At 39.5% G+C, this 19,729-nt stretch carries 15 protein-coding genes; 5 read left to right on the forward strand and 10 right to left on the reverse strand.

From position 1 onward, the window contains the following. Positions 1-9: 9 nt before the first annotated feature. From HQN86_RS08210 to HQN86_RS08220, 3 genes are all read right to left on the reverse strand, one after another. Positions 10-1,440: an AcvB/VirJ family lysyl-phosphatidylglycerol hydrolase gene (locus tag HQN86_RS08210; RefSeq protein WP_172660530.1), complete on the reverse strand. Its 1,431-nt coding sequence runs from the start codon at positions 1,438-1,440 to the stop codon at positions 10-12. A gap of 9 nt (positions 1,441-1,449) precedes the next feature. Continuing rightward, positions 1,450-4,038, reverse strand: coding sequence for a phosphatidylglycerol lysyltransferase domain-containing protein (locus HQN86_RS08215; RefSeq protein WP_172660531.1), 2,589 nt, complete (start codon positions 4,036-4,038; stop codon positions 1,450-1,452). 66 nt (positions 4,039-4,104) lie between these two features. Continuing rightward, on the reverse strand, positions 4,105-5,469 hold the full coding sequence (locus HQN86_RS08220; protein WP_172660532.1) for a glycosyl hydrolase: 1,365 nt from the start codon (positions 5,467-5,469) through the stop codon (positions 4,105-4,107). A gap of 257 nt (positions 5,470-5,726) precedes the next feature. Here HQN86_RS08220 and HQN86_RS08225 point away from each other — a divergent pair, with 257 nt between their 5' ends. The 5 genes from HQN86_RS08225 (at position 5,727) to HQN86_RS08245 (ending at position 11,727) form a co-directional block, all read left to right on the forward strand. After that, positions 5,727-6,797: a phosphotriesterase family protein gene (locus HQN86_RS08225; protein ID WP_172660533.1), complete on the forward strand. Its 1,071-nt coding sequence runs from the start codon at positions 5,727-5,729 to the stop codon at positions 6,795-6,797. 161 nt (positions 6,798-6,958) lie between these two features. Continuing rightward, positions 6,959-8,419: a TolC family protein gene (locus HQN86_RS08230; protein WP_172660534.1), complete on the forward strand. Its 1,461-nt coding sequence runs from the start codon at positions 6,959-6,961 to the stop codon at positions 8,417-8,419. Further along, complete coding sequence (locus HQN86_RS08235) at positions 8,419-9,408, forward strand: HlyD family secretion protein (protein WP_172660535.1); 990 nt, start codon at positions 8,419-8,421, stop codon at positions 9,406-9,408. Before HQN86_RS08230 ends, HQN86_RS08235 begins: the two co-directional genes overlap by 1 nt. Further along, the gene (locus tag HQN86_RS08240) at positions 9,408-10,592 is read left to right on the forward strand and encodes an ABC transporter permease (protein ID WP_172660536.1); all 1,185 of its coding nucleotides are present in this window, start codon (positions 9,408-9,410) and stop codon (positions 10,590-10,592) included. Before HQN86_RS08235 ends, HQN86_RS08240 begins: the two co-directional genes overlap by 1 nt. Next, positions 10,561-11,727 carry an ABC transporter permease gene (locus tag HQN86_RS08245; protein ID WP_172660537.1) on the forward strand — a complete coding sequence of 389 codons (1,167 nt, stop codon included), beginning with the start codon at positions 10,561-10,563 and terminating at the stop codon, positions 11,725-11,727. Before HQN86_RS08240 ends, HQN86_RS08245 begins: the two co-directional genes overlap by 32 nt. Here HQN86_RS08245 and HQN86_RS08250 read toward each other — a convergent pair. The 7 genes from HQN86_RS08250 to HQN86_RS08280 all read right to left on the reverse strand — a co-directional run bounded on the left by HQN86_RS08250 (position 11,719) and on the right by HQN86_RS08280 (position 19,727). After that, positions 11,719-12,120, reverse strand: coding sequence for a DoxX family protein (locus tag HQN86_RS08250; protein WP_172660538.1), 402 nt, complete (start codon positions 12,118-12,120; stop codon positions 11,719-11,721). The two genes, HQN86_RS08245 and HQN86_RS08250, sit on opposite strands and share 9 nt — an antisense overlap. Before the next feature lie 42 nt (positions 12,121-12,162). Beyond that, the gene (locus tag HQN86_RS08255; RefSeq protein ID WP_172660539.1) at positions 12,163-12,729 is read right to left on the reverse strand and encodes a DUF3347 domain-containing protein; all 567 of its coding nucleotides are present in this window, start codon (positions 12,727-12,729) and stop codon (positions 12,163-12,165) included. Between the two features lie 97 nt (positions 12,730-12,826). Further along, positions 12,827-14,041, reverse strand: a complete 1,215-nt coding sequence (locus tag HQN86_RS08260; RefSeq protein ID WP_172660540.1) for an efflux RND transporter periplasmic adaptor subunit — start codon at positions 14,039-14,041, stop codon at positions 12,827-12,829. 3 nt (positions 14,042-14,044) lie between these two features. After that, positions 14,045-15,280 (reverse strand): efflux RND transporter periplasmic adaptor subunit, encoded by a 1,236-nt coding sequence (locus tag HQN86_RS08265; RefSeq protein WP_172660541.1) that lies wholly within the window; start codon positions 15,278-15,280, stop codon positions 14,045-14,047. Beyond that, complete coding sequence (locus HQN86_RS08270) at positions 15,258-16,529, reverse strand: TolC family protein (RefSeq protein WP_246269514.1); 1,272 nt, start codon at positions 16,527-16,529, stop codon at positions 15,258-15,260. Before HQN86_RS08270 ends, HQN86_RS08265 begins: the two co-directional genes overlap by 23 nt. Next, positions 16,495-18,432, reverse strand: coding sequence for an efflux RND transporter permease subunit (locus tag HQN86_RS08275; protein WP_172660542.1), 1,938 nt, complete (start codon positions 18,430-18,432; stop codon positions 16,495-16,497). The genes HQN86_RS08270 and HQN86_RS08275 overlap by 35 nt, the downstream gene beginning before the upstream one ends. Next, positions 18,429-19,727: an efflux RND transporter permease subunit gene (locus tag HQN86_RS08280; RefSeq protein WP_172660543.1), complete on the reverse strand. Its 1,299-nt coding sequence runs from the start codon at positions 19,725-19,727 to the stop codon at positions 18,429-18,431. The genes HQN86_RS08275 and HQN86_RS08280 overlap by 4 nt, the downstream gene beginning before the upstream one ends. Positions 19,728-19,729 lie beyond the last annotated feature (2 nt).

Genomic DNA, 19,729 nt, shown 5'->3' on the forward strand with positions numbered 1-19,729 from the left:
GAAAAAAACTTACTCTGCCAGCTCCTTTAAAAGAACGAAAGAAATCGCTGAATAATCATCATTAAAATGATGAGTACCGGGAATACTGGTTACTTTGATGCCATTTCTCACAAATTTATCCTTAACATCAGCATCTTCTTCTGTCCCAAAAACACACAGGGGTTTTAATGATTTGATCTTTTTCATTTCTGCAATTACATCATATTTATCATTCGAGCTTCCAATGCTAAGCATGTCTGCAATGTGAATTTCAAAATCAGCGGTCACATCAGGAGAAAGTGAAAAAACTGCCTTTAAGTCGCCCTTCAACTCAGCTGACAACCTGCTTGCCAGAAACGGAACAACTGAAGCGCCAAAAGAGTATCCGGCAAGTACAAAGTTTTCTTTTCCAAACTCCTGTTTGTAATATGCAATGGCCTTGCTTAAATCTGCAGTTACACCCTCCGGAGTTTTAACATTCCAAAAATATTTTTGTGCATCAAGGCCAATTACTGAGAGTCCTTTTGATGCCATTGATTCGGCCAGAGATTGATCAAAACTAGTCCAGCCACCATCACCAGAGATCATAAAAACCAATGGCAGGTTATTCTTTTTACCAGATGGAACCAGTGTTAATGGCATCCCACCGGAATAAGCCTTAGGTTGCGAAGTTTTAAAGAAATCATAAGCAGATTTTTGCTCATTAAAGGATGGAGCAGCCAATACTTTTTTATATGCCGTATTAAAATCAGGAAGCCAATTATTAGCGATAGAAAATCCATGACCTACTTTTGTTAAGGTTACAAGTTCAGTCATTGGCATCCCCTTTAAAAAAGCTGCAGTAGCATCAAATGGGCAGGTCTGATCTTTCACCCCATTTAAAACAATAAATGGGGCAGTTAAGCTTTTTGTAGCCTCCAGATAGTAAGAAACCCCCGGCTTTAAAACATGCTGTGTGAGTCCGGCACCTTTACACATAGGTTTTTTAATATTAATATCCGGGCAAAAGCCTAAAGCTATAGCCCCCTTAAATGTATTTGCAGGTGCCTGCGCCAATATTCCGTATATCAGAACAGCCCCATATGAATACCCCAGAAGTACTGGCTTATGATAGTTGGTCAGTTTGTATTTCTTTTGGATAAAAAGACTCAGTTCTTCAAAATCCGCTGCTGGATATAAACATTGAGCAGATTCTTTTGATAAATAATTGCCATAACGTTTGCCATCAATACCTAACACCAATGCCCCCTGATTGGCAATATTCTTTGCCATATTAATAACTCCATTCTTCCAGCCGCCATCTCCTGAAACGAATAAGGCAACAGAAGTTGGAGTTCCGGTGGGATGATATACCGTTATTAAACCAAACTTCTTATACGTTACAGAATCAATTTCGCCGGCTACACTCTTTGTTATCCACAAGCAGATTAGCATAAAACATAAGGCAACGCATCTTTTCATATACTCTTATTAGGGTTTAATTACTTTAGTTAATACATTTGGAACCTGCAAAAGATCATAATCCTGATCATATATCAAATACTTATTGTGCCATACCGGCGAGAACTTCTCTTTTGATGCGCGCAGTCCCTTATAATGAGAAAATGACCGGATCTTTTCGTAGGCAAATCTCATAGATCGCTCGGTAAAATTGTGCGGTGTTGTAAGGCCCGACAAAGGGGCAAAACCCAGGTTAACTGCAGTATAATTTTGTTCCTTAAGGTGATTAAATAAGGCTACCATAATAAAATCAATAACACCGTTAGGCGCATCGGCAGTTTTTCTGATCAAATCGTAAGTTCCTTCGCCCTTTACATAATCAGGTATTACATTTAAAAAAGCAACAATCTTTTCTTCTGTGTTTTCTACCGTGATGATAGTTTGATTTTTCAATTCATCCCATATAAATATACCTTGCGAAAACACGATTTCTTCGCGCTCTGTTTCTTTAAGCCACTCGTCAGATACAGATTTAAGTTTTTGAAGCAAACCATCTTTAATGGGACCATTATAGATCTTTGTATGAAATCCCTGATCCGATACTTTTTTAAGCGCATTCCTGATAGATTTTCGGCTTCCCCCTTCCAAAGAAAAAGTAGTCAGATCAACCACGCCCTCTTGTCCTAGAAAAAGTCGCTTTTTTCCCAAAGAAACAAAATCGTCCAGGCTTTCTTCCGACACCCTGTAATAAAGGCTTTTCATCCCGCTTTCGATGCAATATCTGTCGAACGATTTGATAAAACCCTGTCTGTTTTCTGGCAGTGTAACCGGAAGCTCTAATACCACAGCAAAATTACCGGCTATTCGATAGGCAATAAATCCTTCCAGTTCGTCTGTGGTATAAATCAGCTTATCTCTATAAGTTTTGAAATAATCAATTGCTGAATTACCATATTTTTCCAGATCAGCTTTAGCCGCTTCAAATTCCTCTTCTGAAGTGTCCATTTTCAAAATATATGGCCTGATCAGTGTATAAATCAAGAAGGCTATAGATAAGAATCCGCTAATATTAATTGAAAAAAGGAAGCCTCTGGCAAACGCATCCTGAGGCACCAAATCAGAGCTACCCACCAATAAAAAATTTTGTAAAGTATACCTGATGGATTGCAACCAACTAAAGTCAATATCAAAATGTTTTTGATCAAGGAAATAGAATCCAATAACACCATAAAGCAAAACGGCCAGGATGCTTAATAACGTAGTTTGAATGCCAATAAACCTTAATCTTGAATTGTGTTTTATATAATACTCTTTTCTTGATCCTATTAAAATAACCAGCACAATTATCGAAAACCCGGCTTCTTCATAATCTATTGCTTTAGTTAAATGCCCTACCAGCGAAAGTATACACAAAGCAACTGCAAAGTACCATGCCATTCGCAGTCCTTTAAGCATAAATGCAGCTGTAACCAGCAGAAACAATCCCGCAAGCAATACAAAGTAATTGGACACTCTAATTGCTTCTATAGGAAGAAAATCTTTAAGAAATGCCAGCCTCGAGTGGATTGCAGGAGTAAGTACGGACACAATATTAATAATACCCAGCAGCAATAACAGCAAGGCAGGTACAATTCTCATTAATAATTTGTTAATTTTAAGAAGGAAGCTTAAGGCACCGAGAACCAGTGGAATCCAAAATTCCATAAAACGGTACAGCAATGTAATTGAAACTGCTGCTGCATTTGAGTAACCCAATCTAATTAAAATGAAAGCCATAGAGGCTTCTACCGCACCCAGTCCTCTTAAAAAAGGAGAAATAATTAAAAACACAACGGCAACTACGTAACTAATGGTAGCAAAAATTAAAGAGGGGTTCATGTCTAATGCAATCATCGCAATATAGATGTGAACTATGCCAACAACTTCTATCAGCATGCTGTAAACGAATGTTGAAAGAAAATGCTTACGTTCAATTTTATTGGCCCTAAACTCCGCTGCAAATACTTCAACAGAAGGAAGATATTTAACAACGAGCTTATAAACTACTCCTTTTTTTATAACCGACCTGTACAACAAATATATACCGGCAATTAACAGCAAGGCTGCCAACAAACCAAACCACTCTCCCTGACCTAAAGTTCCTTCTAAAACGCCATAAACAAATACAGGTATGGCAATTACCAATACCGATAAGATACCCACAAAACCATATATAGACGAGGCAAAATTAATTTGTGATCTGCTTACCCCCTTCTTTTCTATTGGCACACTAAAAAAAGCCAACGACGAGACCCCACCAGCCGGCAAGAAAACACTCACAAAGTTTCGCTTTAAAAAAAGAATGGTGCCATCTGCTATTGATATTTTGCTCGATACCGCAGCAAATGACGATCGGTACATCATTCCATGAATAAATACATAAACTACGCTCAATAACATCCCTGCACTTAACCACCACCATTTTGCTGTTATTAGCAACTGCTTTACATGATGTATTTCGCCCCGCTCCTGTTTAATAAACCAAATAGCAAGACCAATAAAAAAAAGAGTAAAAATATAACTGGAAATAATCTTTCCGTTCTCGCGGATAAAAGGCACAAAAAATTTGAAGCGCTTCATTAATTGGGATAATTAGAGTAGCAAAGAAAGTTTTTTTACTTTATAAATATAAGAAAAACATCTGTGTTATATTTCAATAACAAAAGGATGATCACTGGTTTTAAGTTTAACTGATTTTATATTCCTTAAAACCTGAACTGCTTCTGTGCCCTTTGTAGGATCATAAACTTTTACCAGAGGATATGCCTTGCTTAGTTTTATTTCTACTTCTTCAGTGCCCTTTGCTTTTTCTCCCCAAATTACCAATTCAAACCTGCCATTACTTTTTTGGAGCAATAGCGTATGCACAGTTTCAGGTTGACCAATAATTTGGAAAGCTAATTTCCCTAAGCTAAACTTTAATGGTTTGTCGGCCAGAATTGTAGTTAAGTTGTGTAAATATATGGCTGATTTTCTTGGGCTATAATCTGGCTTATAAAAACCAAAAGTTTGATTACCTGCCTCATCTACCCTGTCTCGCAATAAATAAACAGCAGTATAACTCCAGTTCCTCTTGAATTGCGACAGGTATAAGTTCAGGTAAAGTCGGGCTTGCTTCTCTTCAGTTATTTCATCAGTTAGCGTTACCCCTGTTTCAGTTGTAACCCGCGGTAATGTTAAAAGTTCGTTTTCGGTATATCCCTTATGTTTTCCCCTCCAGGTTTTTCCATAATTGCCATAGAGCCCGTCAACCTTACACAGTGGCCCCGGATCGGCAGCATTCCATGTTTGGTTATCGTACAGTCCCGGATGGGAAGGATGTGAGAAATAATTATGACATGTTGCAAAATCAGCATATTTAGTTCCATCAGGCATTGATGTGCCAGCCCCTTTTGGTATTTTAAGAAATTGTAATCCTACATTATCAGTTTGTGCTCCATTTTCACAAAGATCCCATACCGGATACTTTTTCAATGTTTTGTCACTTTTAACTGCATCATATAAATCCTTTTGTAATTGAGCAACCGGCAACCAGGTTAAGTTCTTTCCGCCCTCTGCCCCTTTATATTTAAACCCCCAGTTGTTTGGTTCGTTAGAACCTTCAAAAGCCAGCAGGGCTCCTACTGCATCGAGCTTTCTGGCTCCCGCTAACAACCTTTTAATGTCAGTTCCGCCACTTAACAGACCGTAGCTAAATCTAACACCTGTCTCTTTATGGAGTTTAATGAAATCTGCCTCAGGAATATCTCCTTCATAACCTGCACGAATCCATCTGATGCCTGTATACTTCATTAGCTCGATAGTCTTGTCCAAAGATTCTCCCCGCTTCGAGATCGCTGAGTTTACGCCAATGCTATTGAGAAAATCAACTGATTTAACAGCCGTTTGAGCAATTATTGGATTTTGCGTTGAAGGCGTTTTTACACCTGTTAAAGACACAAATAATGCTATACCAACAAAACCAATTGTTAATTTTAATAAAAGCCCGGAATTCGTCTTTTGTTTGCTCATTAAAACAAATTTATAATATCTTAAATAAAGTAAAAGGTATGCTTAACAGCTTAATAAAGATGCAATAAAACCAGATACAATTCAAATTGTAGCATAATTCACTTTTTAAGGGGTGGAAAAAAGACAAAGGTGCATTTGCTCTGCTTCTGGTGTGCTTGAGGCTTGCTTCTGGGCTAACCTTGAGCATTCCTGAGCCATAGGTAAAGCATACCCATACTAAATACGTAAAAATACGGGTGATTAAATTATTTTTGTATATGGAGCGACGTCAGTTTATATCTCTTTCCTGTTTTGCAGGTTTTATCAGTTTATATCCAAATTTTCTAGCGCTTGCAGCAGAATCATCTGGAGCTGAAAAAGGTTTTGTAATGACTGTGAATGGCAAAATTGAGACAAATTCAATGGGCCTTACCTTATCACATGAACACATTATTACCGATTTTAAAGGTGCAGAACCTGATACGCGTCCCGAATACGATAATGAAGTAACAGCAAACCTGTTGCTTCCCTATTTAAAAGCTGCTAAAAAATCTGGCGTCAACACCATTATTGAGTGTACTCCTGCACATATTGGCAGAAATGTAGAATTACTAAGATTACTTTCAAAAGCCAGTGGCATTAACATTATAACCAATACAGGCTATTACGCCGCAGTAGGACATAAATATCTACCCAAACACGCCTTTACAGAAACCAGTGAAGAGTTAGCTACCAGATGGCTAAAAGAATGGGAGAATGGAATCGGTGGAACCGATATCCGCCCTGGTTTTATAAAACTTGGAGTAGGTAGTGCACCACTGAAACCTATTGAAGAAAAATTAATTAAAGCTGCAGCAATTGCCCATCTTAAAAGTGGTTTAAAAATAGCCATACATACAGGAAATGGTGCCGCTGCGCGCCAGGAAGTCGAAATCCTTATTAAAGCAGGGGTAAGTCCGGAAGCTCTAATCTGGGTACATGCACAAAATGATCCAACAGGATTTTTCCACGTTGAACTGGCAAAAAAAGGTTGCTGGATTAGTTTAGATGGCATTAATGAAGACAGGGACTCGATTGTTCAATATCGAAATCATATTTACAGATTAAAAGGTGAAGGCCTGCTACATAAAGTATTGATTTCTCATGACGATGGTTTTGCCGTTACAGAAGAAGGCGGCAAAGCTGCTTTCAACGCTTTTAAAAATGGCAACTCAATACCTTATAACACCATTTTTGGAGTATTAAAACCTTCCTTATTTGAATTGGGGATTACACGGGATGAGTTTAAAATGATGACAGTAGGTAATCCGGCAAATGCTTTTCAGATAAAGGTTTGCCGTCAGGGTTAAACTTTAAGCGCCAATTATCATTATTAAGTTTCATAAATCGAAAATTTAATGTAAATTTTTAAAACTTTATTAGCCTGGAGAGAGTTGATAGATAACATCAACTTTATTCAACATGTAAGCCATGTAAAGTTTAAAGTTATAGTACTCATTAACCTGGATCGATGAGAAACAAACCAACAAACCATCTTAAGTGGTACTTACTACTCAAGATACTGGCAATTTTTGTTGTTACAGCAAACGGCCAAACGACCTCTCTTGAAACATGTTTTAATCTCGCCCGGGATCATAACATGACGCTCAGACAAGCCAAATCTGCACTGCTATCCAGTCAGTATAATTTGCAGGCCGAGAAGAAAAGCTACTTGCCCAAAGTAGACCTGCTATCTAGCTATACTTACCTTAGCAGCCCATTAACGGTAAATTTGCAGACAGTAAAAGATGGTATTGTAGAGGGTTCTTCAAAGCAAAGTGTTAATGCTGCAAATGAAGTATTTAAAGAGGTTACCGGCAATGATTTGTCGCAAGCCGCACAAGACCGGATATATAATGCTTCCAAAAATATTATCGGGAGCGTTTATCCCAACTATAATCCGAGTTTAAGTAAGCAATCTTATTTTGTAGCCGGCTTAGGTGTAAGGCAACCCATTTTTCTGGGAAACAAACTTGATGCTGCCAGTAACCTGGCTCAATCCCTTGTAAATTCTGCAGATATCAACGTTGATCTGGTAAATAAAGAAGTCGATTTTTTGATTGCAGCACAATACCTGCGCATTTTATATTTAAATACCCTGTTCAATAAGCAGCAGATAATGGTTGATGCGTTAACCAAAAACAACAATTATGCCCAGGAACTGGTGAAAAACCAAATCCTTGCGCCTTATCAGAAAAGCTGGACAAATGTAATACTAACACAGGCCGAAAGCCATTTCAATAACATCAAGCTGGAGCAGCAAAATGCCTATATTGAACTTAACAAGCTACTTGGCGTCCCGTTAGACTCTGCAATAATAATTACAGATACGCTGAAATATGCAGTTATTGAGCCATTTAAACCTGAGGGCGATTTTTGGGAATCAAATCCTGTATATAAAATGGCCGGCAGTAAGATCTCGTATGCTAAAACAGCCGAAAAGATCAGCAGTTCATTTTCTTTACCCAACATTTTTGCCATTGGGAATTATAATTTATATCAAAGAGACCTGCCCCTACTTATGCCCGACTGGTTTGTTGGTGTAGAATTACAATGGACGCTTTTTAATGGACAAACAAGAAAAAGAACACTGGCAGCCAGACAATTGATTGAAGAAGCAAAACTTGCTGAGAAGAATGCAAGTCTGGGAATACAGGTCTTATCTACAGTTGCCAGAAACAAGATGAAATCTCTTCAAAATGAGGTGGCATCACTAGATAATGCAAGAAAGGATGCCCATACCACGAGCCGCCTGATCACAGAACGGATGAGAAACCAACTCTCCTCTCCAAAAGATGTAAATGATGCTTTATTAATAGAAACAGAAATTGAAAAAGGCTACCATACCGCAGTGTTTGGATACTATTTAGCCGCAGCAGAATATTTCAACAGTCTAGGTAAACCACAGCAAATAACTCAATACATTAAGTGATGAAAAACATTCTAAAAAACTATTGGGCACTGCTCATTCCTATAGTGGTAGTAATTATTGCTTTATTTTTCTTTCTGGCGGGAAACAAGGAAGATGAAAACAACTTTGTTGGGATGGTTGACGCATCTAGTGTTGACGTAGCAGCAGAATTTCCGGGCAGATTGGATTCACTGCTTGTTGAGCAGGGAGATACGGTAAAAAGCGGACAGTTAGTTGCCATATTACGTTCAAACGAAATAGATGCCATTAAGGCCCAAGCGCTTTCAGCTATTGATGCAGCTAAAGGTCAACAAGAGTTATTAACCCACGGCGCCAGACCAGAGCTAATTGAAGCAACTTCTAAGCTGTATCAGATCAGTCAGGAACAGTACAACCTTTTTAACACCACTTATCAGCGTATGGAACGTTTATACAATGCTGATGTGATATCAGGGCAAGAGAAAGATGTATTCTATTTCAGATATCAGGCAGCTAAAAAAGAAATGGAAACTGCAGAGCTGAACTTAAAAATGCTGAAAGAAGGGACAAGGCCCGAGCTGCTTAAAACCGCTAATGCTATTGTAAAACAGGCAGAGCAGGCATACGAGCTTACAAAGGCTCTTGGAGATAACACCAAAGTTTATGCTCCTGCAGATGGAGTTATTTCGAGTTTGGTTACCCATCAGGGTGAGATCGTATCAATAGGCTATCCTATGATGACCATTGAAAAAAAGAATTCGACACTTTTACGGTTCAACATCAGGCAGGACAAAGCCAACTTATTGAAATTAGGAGCGGTTGCATCTGTAAAAGTACCGGGATGCGAACCTGAAATCTTCCCTGTAAAAGTAACCTCAATATCGCCAACACTGGAATTTGCCAATTGGGTACCATCAAAAGATAAGGGGCAGTTTGAACTTAGAACCTTTACCATAGAGCTTAAGCCCGAAAACCAATTACGGGTAAAAGGACTACGTTCCGGTATGACTGCATCATTAATTCTGCCTTAATGAATCGTTTTGGCCATATCATCATTAGGGAATGGAAGCGAATTCTCAGCTTAAAGGTATTTTACCTGGTTATGCTGGTTGTTCCCGTGCTTCTGTTTTCATTCTATGCGGTGATTTACCAAAAAGAAGAAGCTAAACATTTATCATTTGCCATATGGGATGACGACCAAAGTCCAGTTAGCCGACAGCTTACTTTTTTACTGGAACAAAGAGAAGCGTTAAACATTACAAGAAGAGTTAGCAGTGAGGCCGAGGTTGAAAGACTAATACAGCAGGGCAAAATACTTGGAGCCATACATTTCCCTGTAAACATGCAGAAAGACATTTACAGCAGACACCCGGTTAATGTAACGCTGTATACCAATGCAGCGTCTCTGGTACCAGCAAAAATGGTATATAAGGCCGTGGCCGAAGTTGTAATTACCGGGAGTTCGGGTGTAATTTTAAAGAAGCTGATAAAAACAGGAATGAAAGCCGATCAGGCGATGGCGCTCGCCAATCCAATTAAACTGAATTCTTATCAGCTCTATAATGCAAGTTACAATTACCAGGAGTATCTGGTGCCCGGATTAATAACCGTGGGCATACAAATGATACTAATCATAAGCAGTATGCTTGCCCTGAATTATGAATGGAAAACTGAAACAATGCAGGAGCTGTATGAATTGTCAAAGGGTTCGGCCTTGACCGTAATTACAGCTAAAACCATTGCCCACCTTGTAGTAAGCTGGGTTAATTTTATACTTATTGCTTTTGTTGTATTTCCCTTTTTCGATATTGGAATTTCAGCTGCCACTGGCAAATTCTTTGTTATTTATACACTACTCTCATTAGCATGCATTGGAATTGGTCTCTTTATTTCAGCTTTATTTAAAGATGTAATGCTCTCGGGTGATACCGCTTTATTTTATACTTCTCCGGCTTTTGTTTTTAGTGGATTTACATTTCCAAGATGGGCCATGCCATGGTACGATCAATACTATGCTACCATTATGCCTTACACACCATTTCTGGATGCCTTTTTTAAGGTTTATTATATGAATTTACCATTGCATTATGCACAGGCAGATTTAAATAAGCTTTTATTGTTTTGCGCAGTGATGTTCCCAACTGCAATTCTTTTATTTCAACGTCAGTTTAATACCAGTAAAGATGAAAAAGCAATCAGGGCAGTCCATAATTAAGCTCTTTTTAAGAGAGGCCGCCCTTGTGGCGAAGGACCATAGCTTGCTCCTGACCCTCTTGATTGCGCCGTTGCTTTATGCGTTTTTTTATGGAAGCATCTACATTAATAAAGAAGAGCAAAATGTAAAGCTTGCTGTTGTTGATGATGATCATTCAAGGCTATCAAGGTTGCTCCAACAAAATATTGATAACTCTCCTATTGTTGAATTAATTCATTTCCCTAATCTTGAAGAGGCCAAAGAGCAAATGTACCGTGGAAACTGTCAGGGGTATTTTTATATTCCAAAAGGTACAGAATCAAATTTACTAACCTTAAAGCAGAGCAATGTGGTACTTGCCGTAAATGCAGCCCGGTTCCTGCCCTCAAGCGATATCCTAATGAACGTGCAGCAAATATGCCTTACCATTGGTGCAGGTGTACGCTTACAGTATTTCCAAAAAAGCGAAGGCATGAGCTCCACCATAGCCATGCAAAACGTAATGCCCGTGAATTTAGATTACAGGCCAATGTTTAACGAAAGATCAAGCTATGGTGCATTCCTGCTCCCTGGACTACTGGCATTAATTTTACAACAAACCTTACTGATAGGTTTATCTGAAAGTGTGGCCGGAGAGCGACAACATTCACGTATTGGGGAGTGGCTAAGGGGAGGAATATCTACCGGTATCTGGGGGAAAGGATTATTTTATCTGTTTCTATTTTCAGCTTATGCTTTTTTCTTTTTGAATGTAAACTATAACCTGCTCAATTTACCGATGCGCGGCAATGGTTTCGAATTGAGTGTCTTATTGATACTGTTTATTCTTACGCTTATTCCTATGGCTCAATTTATTGGATCGCTGTTTAAATCGCAATTGCTCTGCCTGCAAATGATGGCCTTTTCTACTTATCCGATTTTTCTGATCACGGGATACTCATGGCCATTCGAATCCTTACCCTTAGCTGTTCAATGGCTATCAAAACTATTACCTACAACACCATTTATTCAAATCTATTCCTCAATAGTTCAGTCGGGAGCGAGTTTATCAGCAAATCCTTCAGCATTAATACATTTAATTTTGCTTTGGTGTTTTTATAGTGTTATTGCCTACATCAGGTTGAATATGTTAAAAAAGAATCTTTTATCAGCTTAACTTGCTTTTTGATTCATCAGCCGCAATTACAATAAAGCAAACGATCAATATTGCGCTGTATTCGATCCCTCCTGATCCATGTTCGCCAACAAACCAACCATTTTCTGCATGTATGATTATAATGCCAATTGCAAGCATTATGATAAATCCTATTGAAATCCATTTTCTGAAATACCCGGCAAGGAGCAATAGTCCTCCTATGATTTCAAATGCAGTAATTCCCCAAACAAAAGCGGTTCCGTATACAAAGCCTTTGCCGTTAAGAAAGCCACCGAACCGCTCAATAGTTCCACCGGTTATACGAACTACGGCATGTGCAAGGAACAACAAACAAGTAAATACCCGTAAGAGCCCCAGACTTTGATTTAAAGAGATGAAAGGAAATGATTTCATTTTGATGATTGGTTTCTATAAATATATAGAAACCAATCTCAATTATTGTATAGTTTCTTTCACTTCGCCACAGGCCAGCATGTTTTCGCCAAAATAAGGGTTTTTTATTTCTTTTTGGTTGCTTAACCACGATGCTCCTTTGTCATTTAAAGCCATTGGGCAATAATCTACATATACTTCTCCGGAACTTAAACCAGATGCTTTTACTCTTTCTATAAAGTTTGTACTCAATTCAGCATATGCAATTCTTTGCGCATCAATATCAGTTGCTGATCCTATTTTCGCTACTAATGAGGCTAAAGAAGTGCCATTAGCTAAATCTTTAGCGCCTAGTTCAATTGCATTAGCTGCCACTTTTGCCTCAGCCACATCGCCTTTAACAAGTGCATTGGTTAAATGAACATAATGTTGATAAACTGCATTTAATTTATCGTCTTTTAAATTTACGGCAGCAGCAGTACCCTTTTCTGTAGTTTCGGCATGCGTTTCTCCTGCCGCGTGACTGTGGCCTTCGTGTGCATCTGTTTCTGTTGTTTTTTGTGGGTTGCTACATGCAGCAAATAAGGTTACTGCTGCCAAAGTAATAATGAAATTAGTTACTGTTCTCATCTTCTTCTTTTTTATTAATTAATAATCTAAGTTTTATTCAATTTTAGTTTGTCACCTAGGGTTTCGTTCGTCATCACGGCACTCGTCCGTCGTCAGCTCAATGATGCCCAACAGGATTTTTACCTTTTTTAAGAATATACTCGCTATATAAAAGATAAGCTCCTGTTACTACGACCTGATCTCCATTTTTAAGTCCTTCAGAAATTTCAACTTCATTGTTATTCTCCTGTCCTGTTTTTACCGATCTGGGTTCAAAGCTGTCTTTACCCTTTTTAATCCATACATGCATACCTTTACCATCTCTAATTACCGCATCAACCGGCAAAGTCAATACATTACTCTTATTTGCTGATGGTAAAAAAACATTTGCCTGCAGGCCTGGTTGCCATTGATTTTGAGGATTAGCAATACTTCCCCTGATCTGTGTAAGCTGGGTTCCAGATTGAAGTGACGGGGTAATGAAGCTAATGGTCATTTCCTGTGGCTGATCTTCCCATCCGGCAATAACAACCTTAACTTTCTGACCCATCCTTATATTTTTTGCCTCGCTTGGATAAACATCGGCTTCAACCCATAACTGCCCATATCCTTCCAATCTTAAAATCGGACTCCCTTCTGTTACATACTGACCCTGAGTCACTGACAACTCAGCAACTACACCACCTTCGGGCGCGTAGAAAACCACATACGGATCTTTCTTTTGAGTTTTAACAAGCTGCTGTACCTGACTTTCGGATTGCCCGTACAACAGTAATTTCTGTTTTGCAGCGGCAACAATCTGCCGCTCTATTTTATCTCCCTTGAATTCTTTTTCCTGCGCCATCGCCATCAGATATTCTTGCTGGAGTGTGGCCAATTGTTCTGAATAAAGCTTGTATAAAGGCTGTCCTTTACCAACCTTAACACCAGTTTCTCGTATATATAATTGCTCTATTCTACCGGCAATTCTGCTGGAAACATAACTGCTTTGCTCTGGGTTAACAGTAAGCCTTCCATTAAGCTGTTTCGCTCCTGAAAGACTACCTTCACCTACCAATACCGTGGTAATATTTGCTAAAGCTTGTCGCTTTTCATCTATTTTCAGCGCCTTTTCATTACTGTTTTTTTCAAATGGAACCAGATCCATTCCACAGATGGGGCAAGTGCCCATCTCATTTTTTATCACCTGCGGGTGCATCGGACAAGTAAACGTTTGCTGTTTTGCGACAATCATTTTACCTTTTGATTTATCCTCACTACTGCAGGCAGCAATGAATATTGATGGAACCAACGCCAACAAGGCAATCTTTTTTATAAATAATTTCCGTTCCATAACTTAATTTCCTTTGTTCTCAGTCATTTTTATGAAGCTTTCGCTATCTACCAGATAAGCCGCTTTTTTACTTACCTCCCAGCTGCCGATGTCTTCTTTAATCTGTATCATTCCGGCAATGGTAATCCCCGACTTTACCACTTTAGGGATAACAACATTCCCTTCCTTTTTAAAAACCACTGTTTTATTACCCAGCGATATCGCAGCCGATTCTGGCAGCCACCATGAGGCATGAAGCAATACAGGAATTCTGGCAGTTAGCAGCTCACCTACCCTAAAGTTTGGTTTATTAAGGTAAGTGCGGGCAATAGTAAAGTTTACCCCATCTTTAAAAACAGGCTGTATCATACCTATGCTAGCATTCTGAATAGTACTTTTATCAGCCGTTTTATAGAATAAAAAATGATCGCCCTTTTTTATGAGCGATGCCAGAGCAGGCTTTAAGGAGAATTCAGCGATCAGCTGATTAGCGTTATAGATGGTAAAAAGCGATTGTCCGGCACTCACATATTGTCCTGCACGTAATAACACAGGGGAATTTACAGGCGCGGCACTTACAGGAGTAGCCGCAGATGAGCTTCCTCCGCCTCCCATATTGTCCATTCCATTTCCACCAGATGATGGCACAGCTACACTTGGTGCTGCAACTGGTGCCGTAGATTTTTCAAGTATGTACCCATCAGCATTGCTATACACCGGAATGCGGTAGTTTACCTTTCCTGTTTTTATTAGCTGATTAATACTGGCAGCACTCATTCCCAACAACATCAATCGTTGTTTTGCCCCCTGGAGCATCGTCTGATCAGTCCCTGTACCTTTCAGGAATAGTAATTCCTGTTGTGCGGCTGCCAAATCCGGTGAATAGACCTCCATTATCAATTGCCCTTTTTTAACAGGTTGGTAATTGTATTTAATCAGCAAACGTTCTATTCTTCCACTCACTCTGCTGGCAATGCTGTTCTGATTTCTTGTATCGTAATTGATTATGCCCTGAGCCTCTTCTGTAAATATTTTGGTTCCATATTCAGCCTTAATTACCGGGAGCGTAGATACCACCTGCTCATTTGAAGGTTTCAGCAAATGAGAAAGGTTACTGTCAATTTTTACAACACCAGGATCATCATGATTCATGTGCTTATTGTCTTTCCCCCTGTTGCAAGAGCTGATTACCAACGCGCCGATCAGGACCATTGCAAGCCATACGTAGGTATGCCGCTTAGCGATATAATTCTTTCTCATAATCGGCTATCATTAAATAAAGTTTCAATTTCTCATCCAAAACGCTGGTTTGCATCATAGTAAGGGCCTCCCATGAATCAATTACCTCAGGCAGTTCCATTTTATTTTCACGGTAATTCAAAAAGTTAACATCCAGTGATTTTTGCAGTGCGGGAATAATCTTGCTTTCCATAGCATCGATACGCTTTTGCATAGATTGGATTTCGAATTGCATACCATACAGCATCCCTTGGGTTTCCTGTAACATGGCAGCCTTTTCTTTATCCATCGCCTGCACTTCGTATTCCATTCCTTTTACTTCCGATTTATACATTTTTGAAGACCACGGGGCAATCGGGATACTTACCATCCCCATTACACTAAAAGCCTTCGGCATCATCTTGGTTAAAGGCGACATATGATCGAACCGCAGCTTAAAATCGGGTCTGCTTTGTTTTTTCATTGCTTCAATATTCAGCTGCATAGATTGGATATTGTAATCCATCTTCTTAATATCATTTCTGGCCAACGCCAAACTCCCGGTATCAATAGCATCTGCCTGTACAAACTTTGGCTGATAATTGGTATCAATAGCTATATCTGCATTTCCCGGCTGGTTCATTAAACTATTTAACCAGGCTCTGGATTTAGCAATATCGCCTTCCTGCATGCGGATCATGTTTTTGTTTTCCTCCAGTTTTGCAGTGGTTTTATATACGCTACCTAATTTCGATTGATTAAAAGGATACCTGATCTCTTCAATCTTCTTCATGGTCTGCATAATTTTCTCATTCTGTTTCAGCACTTCTATTTTTTGTACTGCAACCAGCCAACCGAAATACAGCCTTTTTGCCTGCGTTTTATATTCATTTAAGGTAATGCCGCGGGTTTCATTCTCTGCCTTACCCTTAGATTCGATATAGCGTTTGTTGGCATTTAATTTAGATAGGTTTGGGATATCCTGTTCCAGCTGTATCATTACAGATCCTTTATCCCTGTCGTCCATAAGTTCCTGACCGGGATAAGGGGTCATAAATGTACCTACACCAATCATTGGTGCCATCCAGGCAGTTGCCGCTTTAGCGGTATGTTTATAGCTCTCGGCCTTTAAACCATACGACTGCAGCAACAGATTGTTTTTATCTATACGGTGCAAAATCGTATCCAAGGAAAGCACCTGTTTTTGTTGTGCTGTTGTGTAAAATGGCAGCAGCAACAATATCCATGTTAATTTTTTAATGATGTACATCGTGAACCTCCAGTTTTCCATATTTCCTCAATTCATACTCTTTGGACATTAAAAAGATAAGCGGTGTAACCAACAGAATGTGTGTGGAAGAAGTTAGTACCCCACCTATCATTGGCAGCACTATTGGTTGCATTACATCTACCCCAACACCACTGGCCCATAACACGGGTACCAATCCGAATAGCGACACACAAACTGTCATAAGCTTGGGTCTCAACCTTTTTGCTGCACCATGAATTACATATTCTCTAAGGTCTTCCTTGGTAATGGTCTCGCTCGAATTCCCTTTTAATTTGATCAGCTGCTGCATGGCATCATTCAGGTAAATTACCATCACAATCCCTGTTTCCACAGCAATCCCGAACAGGGCTATAAAACCAACGGCTACACCAACAGACAAATTCACTCCCCAGAAATAGATCATGTAAGCCCCCCCAATTAAGGCAAAAGGAACCGTAATCAGACTTAAAAAAGCTTCTCTAATAGAGCGAAATGCAAAATACAGAGAGAAGAAAATGATCACCAAAACCACCGGAGCAATCCACATCAGTGTTTGCTTACCCCTTATCAGGTTTTCATACTGTCCACTCCATTCCAGAAAATACCCCTCGGGAAGAACCCCCTTCTCTTTATTCAGCTTCTCCATTGCATCCTTAACCGTGCTGCCCAAATCTCTATCGCGAACGTTAAACATTACAGCACCACGCAGAATAGCATTATCAGAGCTGATCATTGGCGGCCCATCTTCAAACTTCACATCGGCCACTGCCGATAAAGGAACTTCACCAAAGGAAGCTGATTGAATAGGGATTCTTTTAATGCGTTCTACACTGTTGCGGTATTCCTGAGCAAGGCGTACGCTTATAGAAAAGCGCTGTCTGCCTTCAATAGTATTGCCAATAGTTGCTCCACCAAGTGCACTTTCAACAACCTGATTAACGTCATCTACGTTTAAGCCATACCTGGCCAACTCTTCTCTTTTTACATCAATAGACAGGTATTTACCCCCTGTAATAGGCTCTACAAATAAATCGCTTACCCCAGGGGTACCTACTAATGCTGCTTTTACCTTTTCTGACACCGAAGCAATTGTATCCAGATTTTGTCCGAATACTTTTATTCCTACATCGGTACGGATACCGGTAGCCAGCATATTGATCCTGTTGATAATTGGCTGTGTCCACCCGTTTACCACACCCGGAATTTGAAGCTTGGCATCCAATTCCGTCACAATATCTTTTTTAGTGATGCCTTTTCTCCATTCGCTTTTCGGTTTCAAAGTAATGATCGTTTCGATCATACTAATCGGCGAATTATCTGTAGCGGTATTTGCCCTTCCGGCTTTTCCAAGAACCTTATCTACTTCCGGTACCGATTTAATAATCTTATCCTGTACCTGCAATATCCGCTTTGCTTCTGCATTTGAAACATCAGGCAGGGTTACCGGCATAAACAAGATACTTTGCTCATCTAATGGTGGTATAAACTCCGTGCCTAAATTTTTAAGCAAAGGAATTGTAATTAGCAAAGCGATGATATTAATGGCAATAGTTGTTTTTCTCCATTTCAATACCGTTCTGATAATTGGCTCATACACCTTTTCTAAAACTCTATTTACCGGGTTTGCATGATCAGGTCTGAATTTCCCTTTCATAAAGAAAGAGATCAGTACAGGAGCCAGCGTAATCACCAAAAAAGCATCAACAATCATGATAAATGTTTTGGTGTAAGCCAGCGGGTGAAACAACTTACCCTCCTGTCCGGTTAGCATAAATACCGGTAAAAAAGAGGTTATAATAATTACCGTAGCAAAGAATACACCTCTGGATACCTGCTTGCTGGATTTAGTGATCACCGCGAGGCGATCTTCTTCGCTAATCCAATCCGGAGATTTGCGAAACATATTTTTAAACCAGTTCATCATGATGCTGTCGTTTTATTTTGATCCTTTTCCCACTGTTCGTATCGTTCTGCCAAATGCTTATAAGCATTTTCACTCATGATAATTCCATTGTCTACAATTACCCCAATGGCCAGTGCAATACCGGTTAGCGACATAATGTTGGACGAAATATCAAAGGCATTGAGCAGGATAAAACTTGCGGCAATAGTAATAGGAATTTGTATAATGATACTTAGTGCACTGCGCCAATGAAACAGGAATACAAATACGATTAGGGATACTACGATCATCTCTTCGATCAGCGTATTTTTTATAGAGTCTACAGATTCTTTAATCAGTTCACCTCTATCATACACGATATCAAATTTTACACCTTTTGGCAAGCCTTTTGATACTTCCTTCATCTTTTCTTTCACCCGATCAATTACCTCTGCAGCGTTTTCGCCATAACGCATTACTACAATACCGCCTGCACGCTCGCCCTTGCCATCCTGATCAAATATGCCTAATCGGGTTTCTCCAGTCATCTGAACCGTAGCCAGATCAGACACCTTTATTGGCGTACCATTCTGATTCTTTACCGGGATATTCGAAATTTCTTCAATGGATTTGAGGTAGCCCGATGTTTTGATGATATAGCCCATGTCGCTCATTTCAAACTTTCGTCCGCCCGACTCGTTATTATTGCTCCTAACTGCGGCTATTACCTGAGGCACAGTAAGTTTATAATACAGCAATTTGTTTGGATCTATCGAGATTTGATATTGTTTCTGAAAGCCACCAAATGAGGCTATTTCACTTACTCCGGGAACGGTTTGCAAAGCGAACTTTACATACCAATCCTGTATTGCCCGTTGCTCGCCCAAGTCCATTTCAGGAGCATCTAAGGTATACCATAATACATGACCCACTCCTGTTCCATCAGGACCAAGTTGCGGAGATACGCCTTCTGGCAAGGTTCGGGATATGGTACTGATCCGTTCCAAAACCCGCTCTCTGGCCCAATAAACATCAACATCATCTTCAAAAATCACGTAGATAAAGCTCATCCCGAACATGGAGGAACCTCTTACATACTTAATTTTAGGAATCCCCTGCAAATTGGTTACCAGCGGGTAAGTCACCTGATCTTCAATTAACTGTGGCGATCTGCCCATCCACTCTGTAAATACGATTACCTGATTTTCTGAAAGATCAGGAATCGCATCTATTGGATTTTTTTGTACGGAGAAAACTCCCCATATAAACAACCCTGCGGAAAGTACCAGCACAATAAATCTATTGCGCATCGACCATTCTATAATTTTATGTACCATTT

Source organism: Pedobacter panaciterrae (assembly GCF_013204795.1).
GTDB classification, from domain to species: Bacteria; Bacteroidota; Bacteroidia; order Sphingobacteriales; family Sphingobacteriaceae; genus Pedobacter; species Pedobacter panaciterrae.

Coding starts and splice junctions, on each gene's coding strand:
- HQN86_RS08250 (WP_172660538.1), bottom strand. CDS start 12,120: ATGAAATCATTTCCTTTCATCTCTTTAAATCAAAGTCTGGGGCTCTTA.
- HQN86_RS08225 (WP_172660533.1), top strand. CDS start 5,727: ATGGAGCGACGTCAGTTTATATCTCTTTCCTGTTTTGCAGGTTTTATC.
- HQN86_RS08230 (WP_172660534.1), top strand. CDS start 6,959: ATGAGAAACAAACCAACAAACCATCTTAAGTGGTACTTACTACTCAAG.
- HQN86_RS08265 (WP_172660541.1), bottom strand. CDS start 15,280: ATGAGAAAGAATTATATCGCTAAGCGGCATACCTACGTATGGCTTGCA.
- HQN86_RS08220 (WP_172660532.1), bottom strand. CDS start 5,469: ATGAGCAAACAAAAGACGAATTCCGGGCTTTTATTAAAATTAACAATT.
- HQN86_RS08270 (WP_246269514.1), bottom strand. CDS start 16,529: ATGGAAAACTGGAGGTTCACGATGTACATCATTAAAAAATTAACATGG.
- HQN86_RS08260 (WP_172660540.1), bottom strand. CDS start 14,041: ATGGAACGGAAATTATTTATAAAAAAGATTGCCTTGTTGGCGTTGGTT.
- HQN86_RS08255 (WP_172660539.1), bottom strand. CDS start 12,729: ATGAGAACAGTAACTAATTTCATTATTACTTTGGCAGCAGTAACCTTA.
- HQN86_RS08215 (WP_172660531.1), bottom strand. CDS start 4,038: ATGAAGCGCTTCAAATTTTTTGTGCCTTTTATCCGCGAGAACGGAAAG.
- HQN86_RS08235 (WP_172660535.1), top strand. CDS start 8,419: ATGAAAAACATTCTAAAAAACTATTGGGCACTGCTCATTCCTATAGTG.
- HQN86_RS08245 (WP_172660537.1), top strand. CDS start 10,561: ATGAAAAAGCAATCAGGGCAGTCCATAATTAAGCTCTTTTTAAGAGAG.
- HQN86_RS08240 (WP_172660536.1), top strand. CDS start 9,408: ATGAATCGTTTTGGCCATATCATCATTAGGGAATGGAAGCGAATTCTC.
- HQN86_RS08280 (WP_172660543.1), bottom strand. CDS start 19,727: ATGGTACATAAAATTATAGAATGGTCGATGCGCAATAGATTTATTGTG.
- HQN86_RS08275 (WP_172660542.1), bottom strand. CDS start 18,432: ATGATGAACTGGTTTAAAAATATGTTTCGCAAATCTCCGGATTGGATT.
- HQN86_RS08210 (WP_172660530.1), bottom strand. CDS start 1,440: ATGAAAAGATGCGTTGCCTTATGTTTTATGCTAATCTGCTTGTGGATA.